The sequence below is a fragment of the Paenarthrobacter sp. NPDC089714 genome, from assembly GCF_044748905.1.
In the GTDB taxonomy this organism is placed as follows: domain Bacteria; phylum Actinomycetota; class Actinomycetes; order Actinomycetales; family Micrococcaceae; genus Arthrobacter.
Map to the genome: position 1 here is coordinate 1 of NZ_JBIVGX010000017.1, position 22,779 is coordinate 22,779.

The window sequence follows — 22,779 nt, forward strand, 5'->3', positions numbered from 1 at the left end:
CGCGGCGGACAGATCAATGTCAAGACAAACCCCTCACAGGGCGTCAACCACACTTAGAGCCACGCCGCGACACAACCAATTCCATCATTACTGTCACACTTCGGCGCTGCCGTCCGACATCCCTGATGTAAGGAACCACTTCGAAAGGACGAACACCATGCCACGCATCAACATGGGCCGGAGCAACAAGCTCGGCTACGCCGCCGTCATCGGTTTGGAAGGCTACGCCCGCAAGTCCGTGGACCCGGACCTGTACGAACTCATCAAGCTCCGTGCCTCCATCCTGAACGGCTGCGGATTCTGTGTGGACATGCACGCAACCGAGGGCGCCAAGCGCGGCATCCCGTCCCGCAAACTTCACGCCGTCGCAGCCTGGCAGCACTCGAAAGTGTTCTTCGATGCCCGTGAACAGGCCGTGCTCGCCCTGACCGATGCCGTCACCCAACTCGGGCCGGACACCGTCACCGACGAGATCTGGAACGCCGCAGCAACGCACTTCGACGACGGCCAAATGGGTGCACTGATCCTGGCGATCTCCACCATCAACGTCTGGAACCGGATCGCCGTGAGCACACAGATGGAGCCACCGCTGGACGAGAAGAACCCGCTGGTCTGAGCGGTAACGTGGCAGCATGACGCTTGCAGTCTCGGCCACGGCGGCGTGGCAAAGCGAACGGAACCGCCTTCTGGGCATCGCGTACCGGATGCTCGGCGATTTTGGCCATGCCGAAGACGTGGTGTCGGAAGTCGCGATGGACGCCGTCCGTCAGGAACGGCGTTCCAGCGTGGACTCCTGGCCGGCCTGGCTCACCACCGTGTGCGTTCGGCGCTCCGTGGACCGGGTCCGCCAACTCGCTGCCATCCGGGAGGACTACACCGGCCCTTGGCTGCCCGAGCCAGTGGACACGGCCCGGCTACCGGAGGAAACACTGGCCAACCGCGAGCTGTTGTCGCTGACCTTGCTGCACCTTGCCGAGCAATTGGCACCCGAGGCGCGGGCGGCCCTTGTGCTGCACCGCGCCTTCGGGATGTCCGCCCCGGAGATCGGGGAAATCCTGGACAAGACCCCGGCCGCAGTCCGCCAGATGATTTCGCGTTCGGAACGCCGCTTGGACATCGACCCCGACGCACCCGCCCCTCGGGCCAAGGACCGCGCCGCCTTGGAGAAGCTGGTGCTCGCCATTGAGAACGGCGAGATTGACACCGTTGTGGCCATGCTGGACCGGGATGCTGTGCTGTGGGCAGACGGCGGAGGCAAGGTCAAGAGTGCCATGAACCCGCTGTTCGGGGCCGCCAGGATCGCACGGTTCTTCGTCGGCATCCTGGAGAAGGCCGCCGCGCTGCAGCCAGTCACTGCCGATCTCATCGACGTGAACGGCGGGCCGGCGCTGGTGCTCAGGCATTCGGGCCGCGCCGACGTCTTAGTGCTCGACGGCGGCCCTGACGGCAGCATCCACGGGTTGCGGCAGATCTCGAATCCGGACAAGCTGACGCGGGTTGGGCTGTAACTCTGCCGCGAAACCGCGGGAAAGCTGCCCGTTCGTGGGGAAGCTTCCGCACGAACAGGCAGGCTTCCCGCGAACCCGGCGCCCAGGTAGCCGAGCTAATCCCCCGCCGAGCCACTCACCCGCAGCGCGTTGATGATCGCCGGAATGGATCCGATCAACATGATCAAAGCCCACACCAGCGCCACCACCACGGTCACCAGCGCCCAAAACTGGTCTCCGATGGACACCAACGGCCCGGGCAGGAACCCGTGAATGATCCCGAGGACCACCTGCAACAGCACGGAGACCACCAACAGGATCACCAGCCCGGTAACTTTGAGGAACTTCGGCTGGCTCAGGATCAGCAGCACCGCGAACACGATCTTCAGCAGCAACAACAACCCGAGGATGGCCGCTGCCTGCCCTTTCGGGAAGCTCCCCCACAGCGCCAGATAGGCAATGGTCCCGAAGGGCGTAGCCACGAACAGCCCGATCATCAGGAACAGTTTGGCCAACGCGAGCAAAGCCGTGAGGAACGCCGCGATCACCCACAGCAGTGTCACGATCAACGTGGCAATTCCCTGGACCCGCCCGTAGGTGCGCAGGTTCATCATGAGGCTGAGCCCCAGCATCACCACCGTGAACAACAGCAACCCGTCCAGGAACGCGAGAAAGCCGATGCCCGCCCCCGGAGGATCGGCATCGGCTTTCTGTGTTTTGAGGAACACCTCCAGCGGGACGCCCAGCTTGTCGGCGTCCCCCGGGGAGACAGGATCGACGGCGGTCTGGCCCAGGACCAGGGCCATGCCCACCTCGGTCAGGACTACCAGGGCGAAGACAACGACGGCGGCAATGAAGAACGGGCGGCGCAACGCATCCGGATCCGGCCCGGCACGGAAACCCTCACGAATTGACCACGCTGCGGCCATGGCTCAATTGTGGCACCGGGGATTTCAAAAACAAGCGCCCCGCAAACAGGGCCGCCACGCCCAGCCCTGCCGGGACAAGCAGCGCCCACCCGCTGAACACCAGCACCACAAGCATCACCACAGTGGCAACGATCACCCCGTACCACGCAGCCGTGCCGCGGCGGAGGAGGACAACCCCGGCAGCCAAGCCAAAGGCCGTCACCGCCGTGAAGCACGCGGATGCCGCGCCGATCTGGAACTCCATGCTCAACAGCCCGGCTGCTGCGAGTGCAAAGGAGATCGCCGCCATCACACCCAGCGCCGCGAGGCTTGCCGATGGAACCTCCCCCGGCCCGACGCCGCGCGCCAAAGCCCGCGGCAGCACGCCGTCGGACGCCAAGCGGGCACCGAGCTTGCTGGCGCCGGCCACGAACGTGTTGAGCGGCCCGAACGTCAGAACCGCTGCGGCCACTGCAGTCACCGGAGCAGCGGCCGGACCGAGTCCCTTGGCCAGCAACTCGGCCACAGGAACGCTGCTCCCGGCGAGTCCCGGCCCAAGGACGGCGACGCAAGCAGCAACCAGGCCGATGTAGATCACGCCGACCACGACGAGTGTCAGCCACGTTGCCCTCTTCAGATCACGTCCTGGGTTGCGGAATTCGCCCGCCAGATGCGTCACTGCTTCCCACCCGGCGAAACAGAAAAACAGCAGGCTGGCCGCACCGCCCACGGCCAGGTAGCCGTGCGGGGCGAAGGGCACAAAGTTTTCCGTCTTGGAATACGGAGCCGCAACTCCCACGGCCAAGGCCAGGAGGGCCACCAGCAGGACCATCAGCCCCAGTTGCAGCCTGCTCGAGACCCGTATACCTACGGCGTTGCTCACGAACCCTGCTGCAAGGATCAGCCCCGCTGCGATCAACGCCGTTTCCCTGCCACCGCCCAGTGCATGGGCGATGTAGTCCCCGCCGATCACAGCCGTTGCGGGCGCTCCGAACGGAATGGCGAAGTAGAAGAGATAGCCGGCCACCACCGAGGACCGCCGTCCGAAAGCGCGGGTCACGAACGTGGCAATCCCGCCGGCGTCGGGCTGTTGGCTGGACATTTCCGCGAAGCTGAAGGCCACGGGCGTGCAGAAGACCAGCAAGAGAGCCCACGCCAACAACGACGCCGGACCTGCGACTTGGGCTGCGATGGCCGGGAGCACAAGGACTCCCGAACCTAGAATCGCACCCACGTAGATCCCCGTCGCCCGGAAAAGGCCCAAGCCCGAATTACTGCCAGCTTTACTCACATTTCAAGTGAACAGTGTTCGGGGTCGGGGCATCCAGCAGGGAAACTGCCTTTCAGTGTCGATATTCTGCCGAATCTGCTTTCACTGCACGACGCCGCAGCCGGGCCACGAGCGTCGCGGCGAGTAACGCCGTCGTGATTTCCAGGCCGATCACCAACAACAGTTGGGCAGCCCCTGCGGTATCAACAGCGCCCGACGCCGGCCTGCCGCCGTGCGCGTGTCCGGAACCGCCCGCTCCGAGCAGCAACACGGCGTGCAGGGCAACCATGGCAAGGGCTGCCCCGGTGACCTGATGAAGTGCGCCGACCCGGCTGTGGCGCCAGATGTGGACAGTGCACGGAACGCAGACCGCGGCCAGGGCCACCATGACCAAGCCGATCCAGGCGTCGTGGTGTCCGGAAGCGGCGAGCCAGAGGTGGGTCAGGCAAGAGACGGCCGTGATGGCAGCGCAGAGCCGGGGGTGAAGGACAGGTCCGGAGGCGCGGACCCGTCCTGCAGTGATCGCCATGGTTAGTGGCAGTGCCCGGAGGCTTCGCCGTGCGCTGTCTCAGCAGTAGTCTCACCGGGAGCGGTGTGGCAACTCGAACCCGAGCTGTTCGCGGGCACGTCCAGCACGGGGCTCCGGTCGAAGAAACCCTCGGGACGGAGCTTGAAGCCGACCGTGTCCACGGGCATGATCGGCCAGTCCTCGACGCGCGGGAAGTGGGTCAGGCCAAAGGTGTGCCACACAACGATGTCCTGGCCGTCGATGTCGCGGTCCTGGGCCACGTAGGCCGGGAGTCCCGCGCCGCCGGAGTGCTGGTTGACGAAGTCGCCGGTGGGGTAGCGTTCCTCGTCGGCGTAGCGGGTGACCCAGACATCCTTGGTGGCGAAGGCCGCGCGCTTGGCGATCGAGGAACCGGGATCGGCCAGGAGCGTGGGCTGGTTTTCGGTGTGGAGTTTGTAGCCAACGGGTTCGCCCAGGCGGTTCTTCGATTCCGGGTTGGAGATGATCCAGGTGCGGCCAACTTTGGCGTCGGATTCGCGGACAGCTTCGGATTCTTTGGTGAGGACGGTGCGCTTGCGGGAAAAGGCGTTGCCACGTTCGTTGCCCGGACCCATGGCCTGGCGGACCACATCCTCTTCTTCGACGCGGTTGGTGAAACCGTCGATGGCCATGTCCAGTCGGGCGCTGAAAAGGTGCTGGTGGAAGGGTGCGCCCAGGCCCGGGGCGAGCTGGGAGATGTTGTCCGAGCCGCCCTCCGGGAACGCCGAGGTGAACACGATGCCGGTGGCCTTGGCTTCGAATTCGATGGTGCCGTCCAGGTAGAGGTACCAGTAGAACCCATAGTCGTAGTTGCCGATGGTGGTGAAGAAGGAGATCACCAGGCGGCGGTTGCGGCGGGTGTAGTTGATGCCCGTCCACAGGTCCGAGTGCTTGGAGAGGATGCCCCAGTCTTCCTCGTGCATGCAGATGCCGTTGCGGATTTCGCGGGGGTTGCCGAAGGCGTCACTGATCACCGGACTGAGGTAGGTGATGTCGCCCAGGCAGTCGCAGCCCAGTTCCAGGGAGTTGGCGTACTGGCCCACGAGGTATTCGCCGGTGTCGAAGTAGTTCTGCCACGACCGGATGGGCGAAGGATCACCGTAGGGAACCACCATTTCCGCGATCGACGCGCGGTTGATGATGGGGCGTTTCTTGTCGCCGTCCTTGAAGGCCAGATTGTGCAGGACCACACCTTCGCGGACATCGAAGCCGACGTCCACGCTCCACTTTTCCCACTCCACGTGGTTGCCGCCCGTAACGGTGAAGCTGGGGCCTTCAGGCTGCGTGATGCTGATCGGCTTCTGCGTGTCGCGAAGGGGTCCCGTCAGCTCAGGGTCCGTGTAGTTGCCGTGCTCGGCGGGAATGGGCATCACGCCGAGGTCGATCACCTGGGTGACTTCCTTATTCACTACGTCCACGTAGGCCACCAGGCCGTCAACGGGATGGGCCCAGGCGCTGTCTTCCGGGAAGTCCTGCACGAAGGCCAGGCCGCGGAGGATGCGCCGGCCGCGCTCTTCCTCGTACTCGAAAACGCCTGCGGACAGCGGGGCAACGCGTACCTTTGCCACGTCGAGGTCGCGGGCAGCGAGGGCGGCCAGCCACCGCTCATCCGTCGCCAGGAGCGTTTCCACAACCTCGAACTCTTCCTCGAGCACCGGCAGTTCGCCGGACACCTTCGTATCAAGCTCGACGGCGGACAGCACCTCTCCGCGGGCAGCGGAGACGAGGACGTCGGTGGGTGCTCCCCCGGAAATGTCGTGTATGAAAACGCGGAACCTGCGGTCAGGTTCCGAGGTGCCGCGGGACGGATCCACCAGGCCGAGGTAAGCGATCCGCTTGGCGTCCCCGAGGTGTCCGGAGGCCTGCAGGATGCCTTGCACCGTGGTGATCTCTTCAGCTGTGGCCAGGCCGTATTGGGTGGAAACGTCAGTTGCTGTGGGCGTCATGGCTGCCTCTTGTCCGGGACCTCGACGGGTCAGGATTTATTTTCTATTGCTGTAGAGAATAACCAAAACGTAAGATGGGTCACAAGACCTGTCCGCCAATTATTTTTCCGGGAGTCCCCTCCGTGCCAAAGATTGTTGACCACGATCAACGACGCCTCGAACTGGTGGACGCCACGTGGCGGATCATCGCCAGACTGGGCATTGAAGGTGCCACCATGAGGGAAATCGCCATCGAAGCAGGGTTTGCCAACGGCGCCCTGAAGCCCTACTTTCCCACCAAGGACCTGCTGCTCACGTCGGCGTTCGGACACGTCTTCAACCGGACCAACCAGCGCATCGCCCTGGTAACGGAAGGACTTTCCGGCGTGGCCGCCCTGCGGGCCTTCTGCACCGAAGTCCTCCCCCTGGACGAGGAACGCGTCAATGAAGCCCGGATCGTCATCCCGTTCTGGCAAAAGGCCTTGAACGAACCGGACATGGCCGCCCTCCACAGCGAATCCATGAGCCAGTGGCACACCACCATCACGGCCCACACCGCAGCAGCCCGCGCGGCCGGCGAGATTGCCACGCCCATCGGGGACGCCGCCGTCGCCGATCACCTGCTCAACATGATGCTGGGAGCCCAGATCGTGGCAGCACTGTCCCCGGGGGAACACTTTTCCATCAACCTCGAGGGGCAGTTGGACAACTATTTGGCGCTGCTGGCCGCCTGAGTCAGGTTCCGCCTACCCCAACCCTCGATTACACATTCCTGGCGGAAGCTCTACGAATATGTAATTCCAGGCTCTCGAAGTCATTACATATTCATAGCGGTACCGATACCATTATGAAATGGCACTCAGCATCCCCGAACTGGCGAAGCGCCTCAACGTCAACCAAAGCCGAGCACGGCAACTCGTCCAATCCGGCCGCATTCGCGGACAGCGGGTCGGTGGACGCTGGATCGTTGAAGAAGCTGACGCCGCCCAGTACCGGCCCGGAAAGCGGGCTGGCCGGCCGCTGTCCGAACGCAGTGCTTGGCAACTCATGTCGTGCTTCTGGGACGACAGCCTCAGGCACTCCCTCTTCGATGACTTGAAACCCTCGCCCGTCGAGAAGCATCGTCTCAAGCAACGCGTCAGCCGATTGCAGGACTCCCCCGATTCGCTGGAGCTTGTTGCGGCGTGGCTGGCCAACCGCGCCGAAAAGTTCGAGTTCTCCTCCAGCCCGGCTGACATTCCCGAGCTTCGCGAGGACAACCGAATCCACCTCTCCGGAGTCTCGCATCCACGGTCCGGGTTGCTGGCCAACTCAGAGGTGGAAGCCTACGTGGAACGCGACGATCTCAAGGACGTCGCCAAGGATTGGTTCCTGGTTCCGGCACTTCCGGGCAACAGGCCCAATGTCGTCCTTAGGGCCGCTGAACGAATCCCAGACGAACTTCCGCCGCTTGTGGTGGCGGCAGACTTGGCCGAGCGGCCCGGTGTCCGCGAACAGCAGGCAGCACGCGAAATCCTCAGGAGTATTCATGCCCATTGAACTTCCCGCAATGTTCGCCGAACAGCAGGAAGCATGGCAGGCTGTCTTCGAAATCCACAAAGCGATGCCAAAGGGGTGGGTTCTGGTTGGAGGCCAGGCGGTCTACCTGCACGCTGTGGAGCGGGGCGCACCGTATGTGCGGGCTACAAAGGACGCCGATTTGGCACTGGACATCCGGGCATACCCGACGATGCTTCACGACTTCACCGAACTCCTCGTGAACCTTGGCTTCGAATCTGTGGGGGAATCCCCGGAGGGGTACCAACATCGATGGAAGCGCGACAAGGCTCTGATTGATGTTCTCATCCCGCGCTATCTGGGTGAACGCGCCGAGAAGCGACGCGGAGTCACGGGCGGGACCACAATTGCCGCTCCGGCCAGCCAGCAGGCCCTTGACCGCTCCGAGACCGTCGACGTTCAAGCAGGATCAGCGTCCGGGTATGTGAACCGACCCACGCTCCTCGGCAGCCTTATCGGCAAGGCGGGGGCGCTTTCAATCATCAACGATCCCCTGCGGCAGCGACACATCGACGACTTTCTTGCCTTGGCATCCGTTGTCCGGGCCTCAGACCTTCGCGGCGTCACCTACAAGCGCGCTGAACGGGACCACCTGGCAAACATGCTTGGTCGCCTTGCCAATGAACCAGGGCTCATGGAACAAGTACCAGAGGGTGCCGACGGTATTGAACGCCTGCGTTCGTCGCTGAGCTGAGCGGCCTAGCTAGTAGCCCCCGACGCCACCACTCCAACACCCAGTCCCGCAATGATTCCGCTGGACGTACGTTCGACGACGGTGCTCACCTTCGGCTTCTTCAGCCACCGCATCGCCTTGAACGCCACCACGGCGATCATCGAGAGGTACGCGAAGGCAATCACGGCCACGACGACGCCCAGGATGAGGGACGTGCCCATGGTGTCGCCGCCGTGCGGGATGAACTGCGGAACCACGGCGAGGTAGAACAGGCCCACCTTGGGGTTGAGGAGCGTCGAGAGCGCACCCGCGCCGAGGGCCGAAAGGCGGTTGTAGGGCAGCGGCTCTTCGGCGGACCCGGCAGCACCGGCCTTGGCTGCGCGGCGCGACTTGATGAACGACGAAACACCCAGGTACAGCAGGTACAGGCCGCCGGCGATCTTGATCCAGCGGAACAACTCCGCAGACTGCTCCAGGATCGCGGCGAGGCCAACCCCCACCAGTGCGGCCCACACGATGGCACCGATCGCAGAACCGGCTGCCGCGGCGATCCCCGCCGACGGTCTGTTCAACGCGATGCGAAGCACCAGGAAGGTGTCCGGACCGGGAGTCACGGACAGGACCAGGCAAAGACCGGCAAATGCAGCGAGGGAAGCGAGAGTCACAAGATCGATTGTGGAGCATACCGGCAGGTAGCGAAAGCCAAGTGAACCTAAAGCGTTCGCTTGCCGTCAAGGCCTGTTCGTCCAATGACAAGACCACTCCACGTGACGCCAACCACACTGGAAGCATCGCCGCGCGCCTCACCGGCCGCCAAGACTTACTACCGAGCGGAGTACCAATGGAGACTTACGACGCCCTGCTGGCCTCGATCACCGCAGCCCCCGGCCAGAACAGCCGCACCATTTTCGATCCCGCCACGGGCGAAGCCGTCGGCGAGGCCCCGGTCCACACGGTCGAAGACCTCGAAGCCGCCATCGCTACTGCCGCTGCCGTTCAACCCGCGTGGGCTGCCTTGGGCCACGACGCCCGGTCCGCCGCGCTCCTGAAAGCAGCCGACGCCGTCGAACGCTCCGCCGAAGAACTCGCCCAACTGCTCTCCCGCGAGCAGGGCAAACCGCTGAACGGCCCGAACGCCCGCTTCGAAGTCGGCGCCTGCGCCGCCTGGCTGCGCGCCACGGCCGGCACCCCGCTGGAACCGGAAGTAGTAGTGGACGACGGCGAAACCCGCGCCGAACTGCACTACCGGCCTATCGGCGTCGTGGGTGCCATCGGCCCGTGGAACTGGCCCATGATGATCACCGTGTGGCAGATCGCCCCGGCCCTGCGGATGGGCAACTCCGTGGTGGTCAAGCCCTCCGAATACACGCCGCTGTCCGTGCTGGCGCTGATCTCGATCATCAACCAGGAACTGCCCGAAGGCCTGGTCTCCGTAGTGTCCGGCGGCCGTGACGTCGGCGAGGCGCTTGCTTCCCACAAGGCGATCGGCAAGGTCATGTTCACCGGCTCCACCGCCACGGGCAAGGCGATCATCCGTTCCTCCGCGGACACGGTCAAGCGCCTCACCCTGGAACTGGGCGGCAACGACGCCGGCATCGTCCTGCCCGATTCGGACCCCAAGGCAATCGCCGAAGGCCTGTTCTGGGGCGCCTTCATCAACACCGGCCAGACCTGCGCGGCGCTGAAGCGCCTCTACGTCCACGAGTCCCAGTACGAGGCCGTGTGCACCGAGCTCGCAGCTGTTGCCGCCGCAATGCCCATGGGCAACGGGCTCGACGAGAACAACGTCCTTGGGCCGCTGCAGAACCGCCAGCAGTACGACATCGTCGCCCGCCTTGTAGAGGCCGCCCGCGATTCCGGCGCCCGGATCCTCGTGGGCGGCAACCCCGACACCGACCAGCCCGGCAACTTCTACCCCACCACGCTCGTGGCGGACATCGACAACGACAACCCGCTCGTCGCCGAGGAACAGTTCGGTCCCGCCCTGCCGATCATCAAATACAGCACTGTTGATGAGGCCGTCGCCAAGGCGAACGCGCTCGACGTCGGACTCGGCGCCTCAGTCTGGTCCTCCGACCCGGCCGCCGCCCGCGAAGTCGCCGCCCGCATCCAGGCCGGAACCGTATGGATCAACAAGCACGGCGCCGTAGACCCCCGCGTCCCGTTCGGCGGGGCGAAGCAGTCCGGCTACGGCCTGGAGTTCGGCGCCGAAGGCCTCAAGCACCTGGGCGTTCCGCAGATCATCAACGGCTGACTCCCCTCCCGCATCACCCAACTGGGTCGCAGTTAAGCGCGTTTTCACGGCTCAAAACGCGTACAAATGCGACCCAGTTGGGTGCCGAAGGCCATACGGTGGACGCTTTTGCGCAGCCCCATACCCCGCATGAAACCATGAGCACCATGTCCCAGAAGATCGCGTACCAAGGCGAGCCCGGAGCCAACTCGGACCTCGCTTGCAAGGAAATGTTCCCCGAACTCGAAAGCGTGCCCTGCGCCAGCTTCGAGGACGCCTTTGAACTCGTCTCCACCGGGGAAGTGGACCTTGCCATGATCCCGATCGAGAACTCCATCGCGGGCCGCGTGGCGGACATCCACGTCCTTCTTCCACAGTCGAACCTGCAGATTGTTGGCGAATACTTCCTTCCCATCCGCTTCGACCTGCTGGGCATTCCGGGCAGCACCATCGAGGGCGCTACCGAGGTCCACAGCCACATCCACGCGTTGGGCCAGTGCCGGCGCATCATCCGCGAAGCAGGCCTGAAGCCCGTGATCGCCGGGGATACCGCAGGGTCTGCCCGCGAAGTCAGGGACTGGAACGATCCCCGCAAGCTCTCACTCGCTCCACCGCTGGCCGCCGGGCTGTACGGACTCGACGTCCTGGCCTCCGGCGTCGAGGATGATCCCACCAACACCACCCGGTTCGTGGTCCTGGCCCGCGAGCGCGCGCTTCCCACCAAGGAAGAACTGCCGGGTCCCGCGATCACCACGTTTGTGTTCCGCGTCCGGAACGTCCCCTCGGCCCTCTATAAGGCGCTGGGCGGGTTCGCCACCAACGGGCTCAACATGACCCGCCTGGAGAGCTACATGGTGGGCAACGAATTCGCGGCCACCATGTTCATCTCCGACGTCGAAGGCCACCCCGAGGACGCCCGCCTCCGGCGCGCGCTGGAGGAGCTGGAGTTCTTCACTACGGAGGTCCGCGTCCTTGGCGTCTATGCCGCGGACGGCTACCGCGAGCGGAGCCTGGTTAACGTCTGAGCGACTCAGACCGCCTTCCATTCAGAACATGTTCTGAATACACTCTAGGTATGAGCACTACCACCACGTCAAGGACTACGTTCCAATCGTCTGAGCTCAGCAGGTCTTCCGCTGAGGTCTTCGCGGCCGCAGCTGACCATCCGGTCCGGGTCACCCGTCGTGACGGTGAAGCGCTTGTGCTGATGTCCGAGAGCGCAGATCGCGCGCGGGCTTCCCTGCTGGAACTAGCCGCACAACTCGTAGCGGTCTCCACGAGCACCGAGGGGACCTTGGCGTGCCGCATGAGCGACCGGTTCCCATGGATGCTGGCGCTGAGCAAGGCTGACCAGGAAACGTGCGCGAGCGAGGTCTTGGCCGCTGCCCGAGCCTCCTTCGCAACAAATCAGCCTCACCTGGCGATTGCCGAGCTAACCGCATGGCGTGAATCGGCAACGGCACTAGCAGCCGGCCTGGGCAAGGAGCCCATTGAATGGCTTGAAGAATCTGAACCCGTAGAGCGTCCCTAAGGCATGGCGAAGGACTCCAAGGTTGAGCGCCCTACCAAGAAGAGCGAGTACGATCTTCGCTTCGCATCTGTTCAGGCAAAGCGCGGGTGGATTGATCTGCGCGCAACCATCCGCAATGCGTTGACGGACTCCTGGGACTTCCTTACCCGGACGCCCCAAGTCATGACGCCCACCAACTACCCGTTGCGTGGCGAATTAGGTTTGGTCTCTCATCAGGGTTCAACGCACGAGCGCTGGCAGCACAAGCCAACGCTCAAGGGTGATGCCCGAATTTGGTTCTTCGTCGTCGAGCACGTTGTCTATCTGGAGCAAGTGCATACGCACCACCCCAACGAGACCAAGTAGCCGCTGCCGAATGCTAAAAGTGCGTCGGCTCCTCCACCAGCGCTGTCGCGATGCTGTCTGCATCCTCCAACGCAGCCAGGTAACGCTCGGCATCCAAGGCCGCTGAACAACCCGTACCCGCTGCAGTGATGGCCTGGCGGTAGCGGTGGTCCACGGCATCGCCGCAGGCGAAGACGCCCGACAGGTTGGTGCACGTGGTGGGTGAATCCACCTTGATGTACCCCTCGGCATCCAGGTCCACCTGGCCGCCCAACAGTTCCGTGCGGGGCAGGTGCCCAATCGCCACGAAGATGCCCGTCGCCGCCTGCTCACGGGTCGCACCGGTGCGGGTATCCGTCAGCGTCACGCCCGTAACCTTGGCATCACCATGGATGGCAGTGACAGCAGAGTTCCACGCGAAGCTGATCTTCGGGTTGTCCTTGGCCCGCTGCGCCATGATCCGGGAGGCGCGCAGCTCACCCTTTCGCACGACGACGGTCACGGACTTCCCGAACCGCGTCAAGAAAGTCGCTTCCTCCATGGCGGAGTCGCCGCCGCCCACCACGATGATGTCCTGCTCGCGGAAGAAGAAGCCATCGCACGTGGCACACCAGGAAACACCGTGTCCGCTGAGCTTTTTCTCTTCCGGCAGGCCCAGTTCCTTGTAGGCAGAGCCGGTAGCCAGGATGACCGCCGGAGCCTCGTGGGTCTCCCCTGCCCCGGTGACCACCGACTTAAGGTGGCCTCGCAGCGAAACGGACGTGACGTCGTCGAACACTATCTTTGCGCCGAACTTCTCCGCCTGGGCCTGTAGTCCGTCCATCAGCTCCGGACCTTGGATCCCCTCGGGGAAGCCCGGGAAGTTCTCCACTTCCGTGGTGTTCATGAGCGCGCCGCCGGCGGTCACCGATCCGGCCAGGACCAGCGGCTCAAGCCCGGCCCGTGCAGCGTAGATCGCGGCCGTGTAACCGGCAGGACCGGACCCGATAATGATCAGCTGTTCCTTGCTCATGAGAATCTCCTTGGCTGGGCAGGCATGACGCCGGGCGGGTGCTTGTTCAAGTGCAACAAGTACCCGCCCGTCAATCAAGGCCTAGCGGACCGAAGACGCCTCGCGTTCCTTCACGGAAGCGGACGGCTTACCGCGCCCCAGCTTGCTCGGCCACCAGATCTTGTCCCCGATGTCGTAAGCCAATGCTGGGACCAAGAGCGAGCGCACCAGCACCGTATCCAGCAACACGCCGAAGGCCACGATGAAGGCCAGCTGCACCAGGAACATGATGGGAATGACGCCCAGCGCGGCGAAGGTAGCCGCGAGGACCACTCCGGCGGAGGTGATCACGCCGCCCGTCACGCCGAGTCCCCGGAGGATGCCCGGCCTCGTTCCATGCTTGAGCGATTCCTCGCGGACGCGGCTCATGAGGAAGATGTTGTAGTCCACACCCAGGGCCACCAGGAACACGAAACCGAACAGCGGAACCGTGGCATCGGCACCGGAGAACTGGAAGATCCCGTTGAATACCCAGGCCGAGACGCCCATGGCCGCGCCGTAGGAGAGGACCACGGACAGCACCAGAAGCACCGGCGCCACCACCGACCGGAGCAGGAGCATCAGGATTAAGAGGATGACCACCAGCACGATCGGGATGATCACTGTCAGGTCGCGCTGGGCCGTGGTGTTGGTGTCCAGGGCTGTGGCGGTGACCCCGCCAACCAACGCTGAGGAATCGACGTCGCGCACCGAGACGCGCAGCGACTTCACCGTGTCTTCGGCTTCGATCGAGTCGGCTGCGCTGTTGAGCGTCGCGTTGATGAGCACACGGCCATCGCGGACGGCGGGATCAGCCGGTGCACCTGGTGCGCCGGTAATCGGCACGCTGCCCTCGCCCAGCAGGTAGGCGTCGCCTACGCCGTTGGCGGCCTTGACCTTGTCCAGCACCTGCTGCGCGGCGCCTTGGGAGGCAACCACGACGACGGGGCTGCCGCTGCCGGCGTCGAAATGCCTCGCCAGCGCGTCCTGGCCGTCGACGGCGTCGGACTTGGCCAGGATGACGTCGGTCTGCGGAACACCGTTGGCCTTCAACTGGAGGACACCCGCCGAGGCCACCACCAGGAGCAGCACCGAGGCGATCCACACCACGCGCGGTCGGCGTGAAACCAAGGAACCCACGCGCCGCCACAGACCCTTTTGCCCCTCAAGGCCGGTGACCAGCTCGGGTCCGCGTTCGTCGTCGGGCAGCAGCTTGGGACGGAAGGGCCAGAAAGCTGCGCGGCCCAGCAGCGCCATGAACGCAGGAAGCAGGGTGAGCGCGGCGAACAGCGAGCAGACGATGCCCGCCGCAGCCACGGGACCGAGGGCCTTGTTGGAGTTCAGGTCCGAGAACAGCAAGCACAGCAGCGCGATGATCACGGTGGCGCCGGAAGCGAGGATCGGCTCGAAGGATGCCTTCCACGCCGTCAGCACTGCCTGGGTCCGGTTGGTGGTGTGGGTGAGCGCTTCGCGGAACCGGGCAACGAACAGCAGTGCGTAGTCCGTGGCGGCACCGATCACCAGGATGGACAGGATGCCTTGGCTTTGGCCGTTGAGCTGGATCCAGCCGAGCTTGGCCATGCCGAAGACCAGCAGAATCGCGGCGCAGAGGGCGAAGACGGAGGTCAGGAGAACGGCTATCGGCAGCACGAGCGAGCGGTACACCAGCAGGAGGATCACGAACACGGCACCGAGCGCCACGAGCAGCAGGATGCCGTCGATGCCGCCAAAGGCGTTGACCAGGTCCGCTGTCAGGCCAGCCGGTCCGGTGACATAGGCCCGCATGCCGTCGGGAGCGCCGGGCTGCACCACGTCGCGCAGTTCCTTGACAACGTCACGAATCTCGTCAGTCTCGGCGATCGGCACTATGTACTGCACCGCTTTGGCGTCCTGCGAAGGGATGGGCCCGACGACGGCGCTCCCCAGCTTGAGTGCCTCGATGTCGGCTTTCAGCTGGGCTGCTTCGCCCAGTTGGGCCGGGGTGAATGCGGTGTCGCTCTCGACGATGACCACTGCGGGGATTTCGTCGGAGTCGCGGAACTTGGCCTGCCAGTCACCGGCTTCGGTGGCTTCCGCCCCGGCCGGAAGGAACGAGGCCTGGTCGTTGGAGGAAACCTCCTCCAAGCGGCCAAACGTCGGGCCGCCAACTCCAGCGATTCCCAGCCAGGTGATGACCAGCACCACCGGGATCAGCCACCGCAACCAGAACGGCACTTTCTGCGTTTTCATGGGTCCTTACTTTCCGAGGCACGAGTGGGTATTTATTAGACTATAGAGTATCTCTATCATGGAACTAATCAAGCGGACTTCGTCGCCGATGCCTTGCTGGGCGGGGACGGGGAGTAATATCCGGAAGGCAGCAAAGACGTAAGGAGGGCGCTGATGTCGGATACGTGGGACGAGCGCCCAAGGGATCCCGCAGCGGACGCGGGCGGCCGCGCTTCGGTGAGTGGCGCGCCGGAAGGTGCCATGCCGCCGTCGGGCCTTCCGCAGGACCTTGTCCGGCTCCTGCAGGACTTCACCCTCGAAGCCAACCACTATGTAGACGCTGCTGGCGGGCGCAATGACATGCACAGGACCGACCTGAACGCGTTGGCCGTGGTCATGCGCCACTCGGCTGCGGGCCGCGTCGTGACGCCGGGCGTGCTGCGCAGCGAACTGCGCCTCAGCTCCCCCGCGACCACTGCTTTGGTGGATCGCCTGCACGCCTCCGGACACCTGACCCGCGAGCGCCTCGGCACGGATCGACGCCAGGTCCAACTTCACATGACGCCCAAGGCATATCGCGACGGCAGCGCCATGTTCCTTCCCTTGGCCATGCGGATGGGGAAAGCCATGGACGCTTACAGCCCGGAGGAACTGGAACTGGTTCGACGCTTCATGACCGACATGGTCGAGGCCACCATCGACGCCCGCCACGAAGCAACGAGCCCCGAACCCAACTAGGTCGCAGTAGTGCGCGTTCTGACGGCTCAAAACGCGCACAAATGCGACCTAGTTGGGCGGGCCAAGCTGTAGCGTTTCCCTATGAACGAGCAGCAGCCTGAAGATGTCTATACCCACGGGCACCACGAGTCGGTTGTCCGGGCCCACGCCTCACGGACAGCCGAGAATTCGGCCGCGTTTGTCATCCCCCATCTCACCCCCGGGACGTCAGTGCTCGACGTCGGCTGCGGCCCTGGCAGCATCACGTGCGATTTCGCGGGGCTGGTTTCGCCCGGGCACGTGACCGGCTTGGACCGCTCGGCGGACATCATTGCCCAAGCCACCGAGCTGGCCAAGGACCGCGGCGTGGAGAACGTAGACTTCCAAACGGGGAACATCTACGACCTTGACTTCGAGGACGAAACGTTCGATCTGGTCCACGCGCACCAGGTGCTCCAGCACCTCACCGATCCAGTGGCGGCCCTGCGGGAGATGCGCCGCGTGGCCAAACCGGGAGCCATCGTTGCCGTACGGGACGCCGACTTCCACGGCATGAGCTGGTACCCGGAGGTCCCGGAACTCGACGACTGGATGGAGCTCTACCAGAGGATCGCGCGCCGCAACGGAGCAGAGCCCGACGCCGGCCGCCGCCTGGTTTCGTGGGCGCAGCAAGCCGGGTTTGCCCAGGTTTCCCCGAGCAGCAGCAACTGGCTCTACGCCACGGCACAGCAGCGCGCTTGGCAGTCACGGGTGTGGAGCGAACGGGTGCTGCACTCCGCCTTCGCCGAGCAGGCTCTGGAGTATGGCTTCGCCAATGAGGCCGACCTCGCCCGGATTGCCGCCGGCTGGCATCGTTGGGGCGCCACGGAGGATGGCTTCTTCCTCATCCCGAACGGGGAAGTCATTGCGAGGGCTTAAGAACTTTTAAGCACCATGTAGAAATGTCCCACCCGGTTCCGACCTATGAGTGAAGGCGCCCAGACAGGGAGCCCCTCAACAAGGAGTTCGAGATGAAATACATGATCATGATGTTCGGTTCGGCCGAGGGCATGATGGAAACCGCCGATCCGGAGTGGGTCAAGGAAATGATCGGTTTCATGATCCAGATCGACAAGGACCTCACCGAGTCCGGAGAGCTGGTGTTCAATGCGGGTTTGGCTGACGGCAGCACCGCGAAGCTCGTCAAGCAAACCCCGGACGGCGTCATCACCACCGATGGTCCGTACGCGGAAGCCAAGGAATCCCTGGTGGGGTACTGGGTAGTGGACGTCGCCAGCGAGGAACGGGCCGTGGAGATTTGCTCCAGCATCGTGAAGTACTCACAAGTCGTGGAGCTCCGCGCCATCCCGGACGGCCCGCCGGAGGTCTAGCTTTTGACTCAGCCCCCGCGGGACACGCGAATCGAGGACCTGCTGCGCACGCTCGCGCCGCAGGTCCTCAGCGTGCTGGTCCGTAAGCACGGCCAATTCGATGCCTGCGAGGACGCCGTTCAGGAAGCCCTCCTCGAGGCCGCGCTGCAGTGGCCGTCCGGAATGCCGGATAACCCCAAGGGCTGGCTGTTGTCCGTTGCGTCCCGACGGTTGATCGACGTCTGGCGCAGCGACTCCGCCCGCCGTGCCCGGGAAGACCGCGTGGCGGCCATGGAGGTCGACGTGACCGTTTCCGCTGCCGACGACACCCTCGCCCTCATGTTCCTCTGCTGCCACCCGGCCCTCTCGGCACCGTCGCAGCTCGCCTTGACGCTCCGCGCAGTGGGAGGACTCACGACGGCGGAAATCGCCTCCGCTTTCCTGGTCCCCGAAGCGACCATGGGAAAAAGGATCAGCCGCGCGAAACAAACGATCCAGAAGGCCGGTGGCCGCTTCGAGCAACCGGCACCGTCCGAGCGGCAGGCGAGGCTCGGCGTCGTACTTCACGTCCTGTACCTGATCTTCAACGAAGGCTACGCGGCAAGCTCAGGTGAGTCGCTGCAACGGGAAGACCTCACGACGGAAGCGATCCGGCTGGCCAGGCTCTTGGTGGCCGCTGCTCCGGGCGAGCCGGAAGCGGACGCACTGCTGGCCCTGATGCTGCTCACGGAGTCCCGCCACGCGGCAAGGACGCTTCAGGACGGGACGCCGGTTCCGCTGGCCGAGCAGGACCGGAGCCTCTGGAATGGCGGGCAGATCACGGAGGGCGTTGCCTTGCTGTCCTCCGTGCTGGGCCGTGGGCGTCCCGGTCCCTATCAACTGCAGGCCGCGATCGCCGCCGTCCATGCCGAGGCGGCTTCCGATGCGGAGACGGACTGGCCGCAGATCGTGGCGCTGTACACGGTCTTGGAAGCTGTGGCCCCCAGCCCCGTAGTGACGCTGAACCGGGCCGTGGCCGTGGCCCGCGTCGAGGGGCCGGTGGTGGCTTTGAAGCTGCTGGAAGGGCTGGATTCCGCGCTGGGTCGCGGGCACCGCCTGGACGCCGTGCGGGGACATTTGCTGGAGCTGGCTGGCCTGCCTGGCGAGGCACGGGCCGCCTATCTGGCGGCCGCGAAGAAGACCGGGAGCCTGCAGGAGCGCCGGTATCTGATGGGGAAGGTCGCGGCGCTCGACTAGGCTCAAACGCATGGAACAGCGCATTCTTGGCAAAACCGGCCGGTCCGTTTCCACCGTTGGACTGGGCACCTGGCAACTCGGGGCCGACTGGGGCTCCGTCACGGAAGAGGACGCGGTGGCCGTCCTTGAGGCCTCCGTGGAAGCCGGCGTCAACTTCTTCGACACCGCCGACGTCTATGGCGATGGCCGGAGCGAACAGATCATTGGACGTTTCCTCCGCATCAACCCGGACCTCAACATCACCGTGGCCACCAAGATGGGCCGGCGCGTGGACCAGGTTCCCGAGAACTACACGCTGGCCAATTTCCGCACCTGGACCGACCGTTCGCGGCGCAACCTGCAACAGGACACCCTGGACCTGGTCCAACTGCACTGCCCGCCCACCGCCGTATACAGCCGCTCCGAGGTGTACGACGCCCTGGACACCCTGGTCAGCGAAGGGGCCATCCGCAACTACGGCGTGAGCGTCGAGCGCACGGACGAGGCCCTTGAAGCGATCAAGCGCGGAAACACCGCATCTATCCAGATCATTCTCAATGCCTTCCGGCTCAAACCGCTCGACGAGGTGCTCCCGGCCGCGCGCGAAGCGGGCGTGGGCATCATTGCCCGGGTGCCCTTGGCCTCGGGCCTGTTGTCCGGGAAGTACACCACGGAGACGACTTTTGCGGCTGACGACCACCGCAACTACAACCGTGACGGTGCTTCCTTCGATGTCGGTGAGACTTTCTCCGGCGTGGACTACGCCACCGGCGTCAAGGCGGCGCAGGAGTTCAGCGCATTGATTCCCGACGGCGTCACCACCTCCCAGGCGGCCCTCGCCTGGGTCATCGCACAGGACGGCGTCACTTCAGTCATTCCCGGGGCGCGTTCGGCGGAGCAGGCTGCTGCCAATGCCGAAGCTGGTTCGTTGTCTTCCGTCGGAGCCGGATTGTCCGCGGGCGTACGCGACATCTACGACCGCTACTTCCGGGAAGCGATCCACCCGCGCTGGTAGGCGGCAGGCCGGCGTCGTACTTTCCGGTCGCCGTTTTTACCAGCCGCTGCGCGTGGGGGTGTGGCCTTGGCGGGCGTCGTCCGGCATGGCCATTTCGGCGCGGAGTCCCAGGAGGCGGATTGGGCGGTCCGGTTCCATTTTGCCGGTGAGGTTCAAGGCTTGGGTGAGGACTTCGCCGCGGTCGAAGGTCTGTGGAATCTTCTTCGCGTAGGTCTTGGTGAAGAACGGTTTGTAGCGGACTTTGAGCGTCAGGCCAACCACCGGACGCCCCTCGGCGGCGACGTCTTCAAGGACCCTGGCGGTGAGTTCCTTGACGGCATCCTCGATTTGGACCGGCTCCGTCAGGTCCTGCTGGAAGGTAGTCTCACGGCCGTGGGCGCGGGCAACCCACGGCGTATCGTCCACCTCCGTGGCGCCATCGCCCCGCCCGAGTTGCGCATACCAAGGGCCCATCTTCGGACCGAACTCCTCTACCAGGCTGGCCGGGTCCACGGCGGCGAGTTCGTTGACCGTGGTGATGCCGTGGGCAGCGAGCCGCTTGGAAATCTTCGGTCCGACGCCCCAGAGTCCGATGGTCGGTTTGTCCCCCATGACATCCAACCAGTTCTCCTTGGTCAGGCGGAAAGTACCGGCGGGTTTGCCGAAGTCGGTGGCATTCTTGGCGCGGACCAGGTTGTCACCGATGCCGACGCTGCAGTGCAATTGGGTGTTCTCCAACACGGCGCTCTGGATTTGTTTCGCATAGGCCTCGGGATCCTCAGTGGTGACACCCACGAACGCCTCATCCCAGCCGAGGACTTGGACCGTGGCGCCGGGTTGCTCGCGGAGGGTCTGCATCACGACCTCCGACGCCGCGAGATACGCCTCGTGGTCGACGGGGAGGATGATGGCGTCGGGCACCTTGCGGGCCGCGATACGCAACGGCATACCCGAACCAACGCCGAAAGCCCGGGCCTCATAGGACGCCGTGGACACTACTGCCCGTTCCGTCGGATCCCCGCGGCCGCCCACGATGAGAGGTTTTCCCGCGAGCTCAGGCCGCCGCAGGATTTCGACGGCAGCGATGAACTGGTCGAGATCTACGTGCAGGACCCACGGGATTCCGCTCACGGGATTAGTCTGCCCCATTGCTGGCTGCCTTGGCTGTACCTTCACGACCTTCTTTGGGCTGCTCGGAGGCGGCTATCAACCTGTTTGGGGTGCATTCCCTGGCTGGCGGCGGCAAAGTGGGTGGTGGCGGTACGCAGCTGCTTCCGAGCTTTGTCCACATACGCCCGATACAGGGTTTCAATGGCTAATAGCCCGGACATAGCGTCGGAATATGATTATTCAGGCTGGCTTCGACCTTCAAATCCTTGCTTATCCACACGTCGTCCAAGGTTCTACCGTTCTTCCTCGGATAGTTGCGGTAGGTCTTGACGCCGAAATGCGCCTGGACATCGTCACCGTTGTCACCGACGACTTTTCAGGTTCCTTGACACCGCACTTCAATGAGATTCTCGATGCCCTCCGCCACCAAGAAACCAAGTACTTCGCAATCGCACACGCTGGCTGCTGGCCTGAGAATTGGGAGCAAACGGAACCGATCCTTGTCGAAGCTGAGACGCTCAAAGCCCTGGCTAAAGCCGAGCTTGGCCTGGAGATGATTGGACACTTCGGCATGGACGAAGACGGCTACACGTGCTCTGGTCCTCATTCCTATTTCGACGGGTACTACAACCTGCTACCGGAGACGGAGTTTCATTGGTGCCATTCGACACTGGGCAAATGCAATTGAGCGGGCCCACAAGTGTTCCCGGCACCGGGCAGAAGGACACATACTGTCACGTGAATAATGGCGAAACGCAATGGCACTAGAGTTACTCTGCCCGCATCTTCGCGGGAAATAACTGACCGCCATGGGGGCGGGGAATTACGGGGATTAACGCGTGTCGTTGAATTACTGTACCGGGCGTGTGAGAGTCATGCTCGGTTTACTTCTTGTCGTCTGTCTATCTTTCATCTTCTTGCCGCAAACGCCCGCGAAGGCGGCGACAGACACATCAGCACCGGTCCTGGTGAGCTCCACCGTCACACCCAAAACCTTCAACCTCAGCACCGGCCCGGCCACCGTCAAAGTCACCCTCCGCATCACCGACGCCACCGCGACCACCGCACCAACCCTGAGCCTGGACCACGCCACCACAAGCCAAAGCCACGGCTTCGGCAGCATGACCCTCATCTCCGGCACCACCAAAGACGGAACCTGGGAACGCACCATGACCATCCCCCAAGGCTCCGCCCTCGGACAATGGAAAGTCACCCTCTTCCCCCTCCGCGACAGCCTCGGCAACTCCGGATCCTTCCAAACACTCACAACACTCACACTCAGCGGCGCACCGTCTGACACATCAGCACCGGTCCTGGTGAGCTCCACCGTCACACCCAAAACCTTCAACCTCAGCACCGGCCCGGCCACCGTCAAAGTCACCCTCCGCATCACCGACGCCACCGCGACCACCGCACCAACCCTGAGCCTGGACCACGCCACCACAAGCCAAAGCCAAGGCTTCGGCAGCATGACCCTCATCTCCGGCACCACCAAAGACGGAACCTGGGAACGCACCATGACCATCCCCCAAGGCTCCGCCCTCGGACAATGGAAAGTCACCCTCTTCCCCCTCCGCGACAGCCTCGGCAACTCCGGGTCCTTCCAAACACTCACAACACTCAACGTGAACAGTGCACTGGCCAGCCGCACGCCGACCATAACCGGCACAGCCAAAGCGGGTTACGTCCTGACAGCCAACC

The 22,779-nt window shown here is 64.1% G+C and carries 23 protein-coding genes and 1 pseudogene; 16 read left to right on the plus strand and 8 right to left on the minus strand.

Going from position 1 to position 22,779, the window contains the following annotated elements:
• Positions 1–157: 157 nt before the first annotated feature.
• Positions 158–616 carry a carboxymuconolactone decarboxylase family protein gene (locus ACIPY3_RS20515; RefSeq protein ID WP_400336965.1) on the plus strand — a complete coding sequence of 153 codons (459 nt, stop codon included), beginning with the start codon at positions 158–160 and terminating at the stop codon, positions 614–616.
• Positions 617–632: 16 nt separating this feature from the next.
• On the plus strand, positions 633–1,508 hold the full coding sequence (locus ACIPY3_RS20520) for a sigma-70 family RNA polymerase sigma factor (RefSeq protein ID WP_400336967.1): 876 nt from the start codon (positions 633–635) through the stop codon (positions 1,506–1,508).
• Positions 1,509–1,603: 95 nt separating this feature from the next.
• Here the strand turns inward: ACIPY3_RS20520 and ACIPY3_RS20525 are convergent, their stop codons facing one another.
• Genes ACIPY3_RS20525 through ACIPY3_RS20540 form a run of 4 tightly spaced genes read right to left on the minus strand, consistent with a single transcriptional unit; the run spans position 1,604 to position 6,158 of the window.
• Positions 1,604–2,416 carry a hypothetical protein gene (locus ACIPY3_RS20525; protein ID WP_400336969.1) on the minus strand — a complete coding sequence of 271 codons (813 nt, stop codon included), beginning with the start codon at positions 2,414–2,416 and terminating at the stop codon, positions 1,604–1,606.
• The gene (locus tag ACIPY3_RS20530; protein ID WP_400336971.1) at positions 2,391–3,686 is read right to left on the minus strand and encodes an APC family permease; all 1,296 of its coding nucleotides are present in this window, start codon (positions 3,684–3,686) and stop codon (positions 2,391–2,393) included. The genes ACIPY3_RS20525 and ACIPY3_RS20530 overlap by 26 nt, the downstream gene beginning before the upstream one ends.
• Before the next feature lie 52 nt (positions 3,687–3,738).
• Complete coding sequence (locus ACIPY3_RS20535; protein ID WP_400336972.1) at positions 3,739–4,194, minus strand: hypothetical protein; 456 nt, start codon at positions 4,192–4,194, stop codon at positions 3,739–3,741.
• A gap of 2 nt (positions 4,195–4,196) precedes the next feature.
• Positions 4,197–6,158 carry a primary-amine oxidase gene (locus ACIPY3_RS20540; protein ID WP_400336974.1) on the minus strand — a complete coding sequence of 654 codons (1,962 nt, stop codon included), beginning with the start codon at positions 6,156–6,158 and terminating at the stop codon, positions 4,197–4,199.
• Between the two features lie 122 nt (positions 6,159–6,280).
• On the opposite strand from ACIPY3_RS20540, the gene ACIPY3_RS20545 reads away from it, so the two are divergent.
• From ACIPY3_RS20545 to ACIPY3_RS20555, 3 genes are all read left to right on the plus strand, one after another.
• A complete protein-coding gene (locus ACIPY3_RS20545; protein ID WP_400336976.1) occupies positions 6,281–6,871 on the plus strand; it encodes a TetR/AcrR family transcriptional regulator in 591 nt (196 codons plus the stop codon).
• 118 nt (positions 6,872–6,989) lie between these two features.
• A complete protein-coding gene (locus ACIPY3_RS20550; RefSeq protein ID WP_400336977.1) occupies positions 6,990–7,676 on the plus strand; it encodes a helix-turn-helix domain-containing protein in 687 nt (228 codons plus the stop codon).
• Positions 7,666–8,388: a hypothetical protein gene (locus ACIPY3_RS20555; protein WP_400336979.1), complete on the plus strand. Its 723-nt coding sequence runs from the start codon at positions 7,666–7,668 to the stop codon at positions 8,386–8,388. The genes ACIPY3_RS20550 and ACIPY3_RS20555 overlap by 11 nt, the downstream gene beginning before the upstream one ends.
• A gap of 5 nt (positions 8,389–8,393) precedes the next feature.
• Here the strand turns inward: ACIPY3_RS20555 and ACIPY3_RS20560 are convergent, their stop codons facing one another.
• Entirely contained in the window at positions 8,394–9,032 is a 639-nt protein-coding gene (locus ACIPY3_RS20560) for a LysE family translocator (RefSeq protein ID WP_397325671.1), read from the minus strand.
• A gap of 176 nt (positions 9,033–9,208) precedes the next feature.
• On the opposite strand from ACIPY3_RS20560, the gene ACIPY3_RS20565 reads away from it, so the two are divergent.
• The 4 genes from ACIPY3_RS20565 (at position 9,209) to ACIPY3_RS20580 (ending at position 12,476) form a co-directional block, all read left to right on the plus strand.
• Positions 9,209–10,621: an aldehyde dehydrogenase family protein gene (locus ACIPY3_RS20565; protein ID WP_400336981.1), complete on the plus strand. Its 1,413-nt coding sequence runs from the start codon at positions 9,209–9,211 to the stop codon at positions 10,619–10,621.
• Between the two features lie 146 nt (positions 10,622–10,767).
• A complete protein-coding gene (locus ACIPY3_RS20570; RefSeq protein ID WP_397325748.1) occupies positions 10,768–11,625 on the plus strand; it encodes a prephenate dehydratase in 858 nt (285 codons plus the stop codon).
• A 50-nt stretch (positions 11,626–11,675) separates the two neighbouring features.
• Positions 11,676–12,131 (plus strand): prevent-host-death protein, encoded by a 456-nt coding sequence (locus tag ACIPY3_RS20575; protein WP_400336983.1) that lies wholly within the window; start codon positions 11,676–11,678, stop codon positions 12,129–12,131.
• A 3-nt stretch (positions 12,132–12,134) separates the two neighbouring features.
• Positions 12,135–12,476: a hypothetical protein gene (locus tag ACIPY3_RS20580; protein WP_400336985.1), complete on the plus strand. Its 342-nt coding sequence runs from the start codon at positions 12,135–12,137 to the stop codon at positions 12,474–12,476.
• A 13-nt stretch (positions 12,477–12,489) separates the two neighbouring features.
• Here ACIPY3_RS20580 and trxB read toward each other — a convergent pair whose 3' ends face one another.
• Both trxB and ACIPY3_RS20590 read right to left on the minus strand, forming a co-directional pair.
• Positions 12,490–13,467 carry a thioredoxin-disulfide reductase gene (trxB, locus tag ACIPY3_RS20585; RefSeq protein WP_400336987.1) on the minus strand — a complete coding sequence of 326 codons (978 nt, stop codon included), beginning with the start codon at positions 13,465–13,467 and terminating at the stop codon, positions 12,490–12,492.
• Between the two features lie 81 nt (positions 13,468–13,548).
• Positions 13,549–15,714, minus strand: a complete 2,166-nt coding sequence (locus ACIPY3_RS20590; RefSeq protein WP_400336989.1) for an MMPL family transporter — start codon at positions 15,712–15,714, stop codon at positions 13,549–13,551.
• A gap of 240 nt (positions 15,715–15,954) precedes the next feature.
• On the opposite strand from ACIPY3_RS20590, the gene ACIPY3_RS20595 reads away from it, so the two are divergent.
• The 5 genes from ACIPY3_RS20595 (at position 15,955) to ACIPY3_RS20615 (ending at position 19,989) form a co-directional block, all read left to right on the plus strand.
• Entirely contained in the window at positions 15,955–16,431 is a 477-nt protein-coding gene (locus tag ACIPY3_RS20595) for a MarR family winged helix-turn-helix transcriptional regulator (protein ID WP_400337087.1), read from the plus strand.
• An 81-nt stretch (positions 16,432–16,512) separates the two neighbouring features.
• Complete coding sequence (locus tag ACIPY3_RS20600) at positions 16,513–17,328, plus strand: methyltransferase domain-containing protein (protein ID WP_400271184.1); 816 nt, start codon at positions 16,513–16,515, stop codon at positions 17,326–17,328.
• 92 nt (positions 17,329–17,420) lie between these two features.
• Positions 17,421–17,780 carry a YciI family protein gene (locus ACIPY3_RS20605; RefSeq protein ID WP_400336991.1) on the plus strand — a complete coding sequence of 120 codons (360 nt, stop codon included), beginning with the start codon at positions 17,421–17,423 and terminating at the stop codon, positions 17,778–17,780.
• A gap of 3 nt (positions 17,781–17,783) precedes the next feature.
• The gene (locus tag ACIPY3_RS20610; protein ID WP_400336992.1) at positions 17,784–18,995 is read left to right on the plus strand and encodes an RNA polymerase sigma factor; all 1,212 of its coding nucleotides are present in this window, start codon (positions 17,784–17,786) and stop codon (positions 18,993–18,995) included.
• A gap of 10 nt (positions 18,996–19,005) precedes the next feature.
• Positions 19,006–19,989: an aldo/keto reductase gene (locus tag ACIPY3_RS20615; RefSeq protein ID WP_400336994.1), complete on the plus strand. Its 984-nt coding sequence runs from the start codon at positions 19,006–19,008 to the stop codon at positions 19,987–19,989.
• A 36-nt stretch (positions 19,990–20,025) separates the two neighbouring features.
• On the opposite strand, the gene ACIPY3_RS20620 is transcribed toward ACIPY3_RS20615, so the two are convergent.
• Entirely contained in the window at positions 20,026–21,117 is a 1,092-nt protein-coding gene (locus ACIPY3_RS20620) for a DNA polymerase IV (RefSeq protein WP_400336996.1), read from the minus strand.
• A gap of 193 nt (positions 21,118–21,310) precedes the next feature.
• On the opposite strand from ACIPY3_RS20620, the gene ACIPY3_RS20625 reads away from it, so the two are divergent.
• Entirely contained in the window at positions 21,311–21,766 is a 456-nt protein-coding gene (locus ACIPY3_RS20625) for a hypothetical protein (RefSeq protein ID WP_400336998.1), read from the plus strand.
• Positions 21,767–21,995: 229 nt separating this feature from the next.
• Positions 21,996–22,779 (plus strand): annotated as a pseudogene (locus tag ACIPY3_RS20630) (peptidase S8/S53 subtilisin kexin sedolisin); the annotation flags it as partial.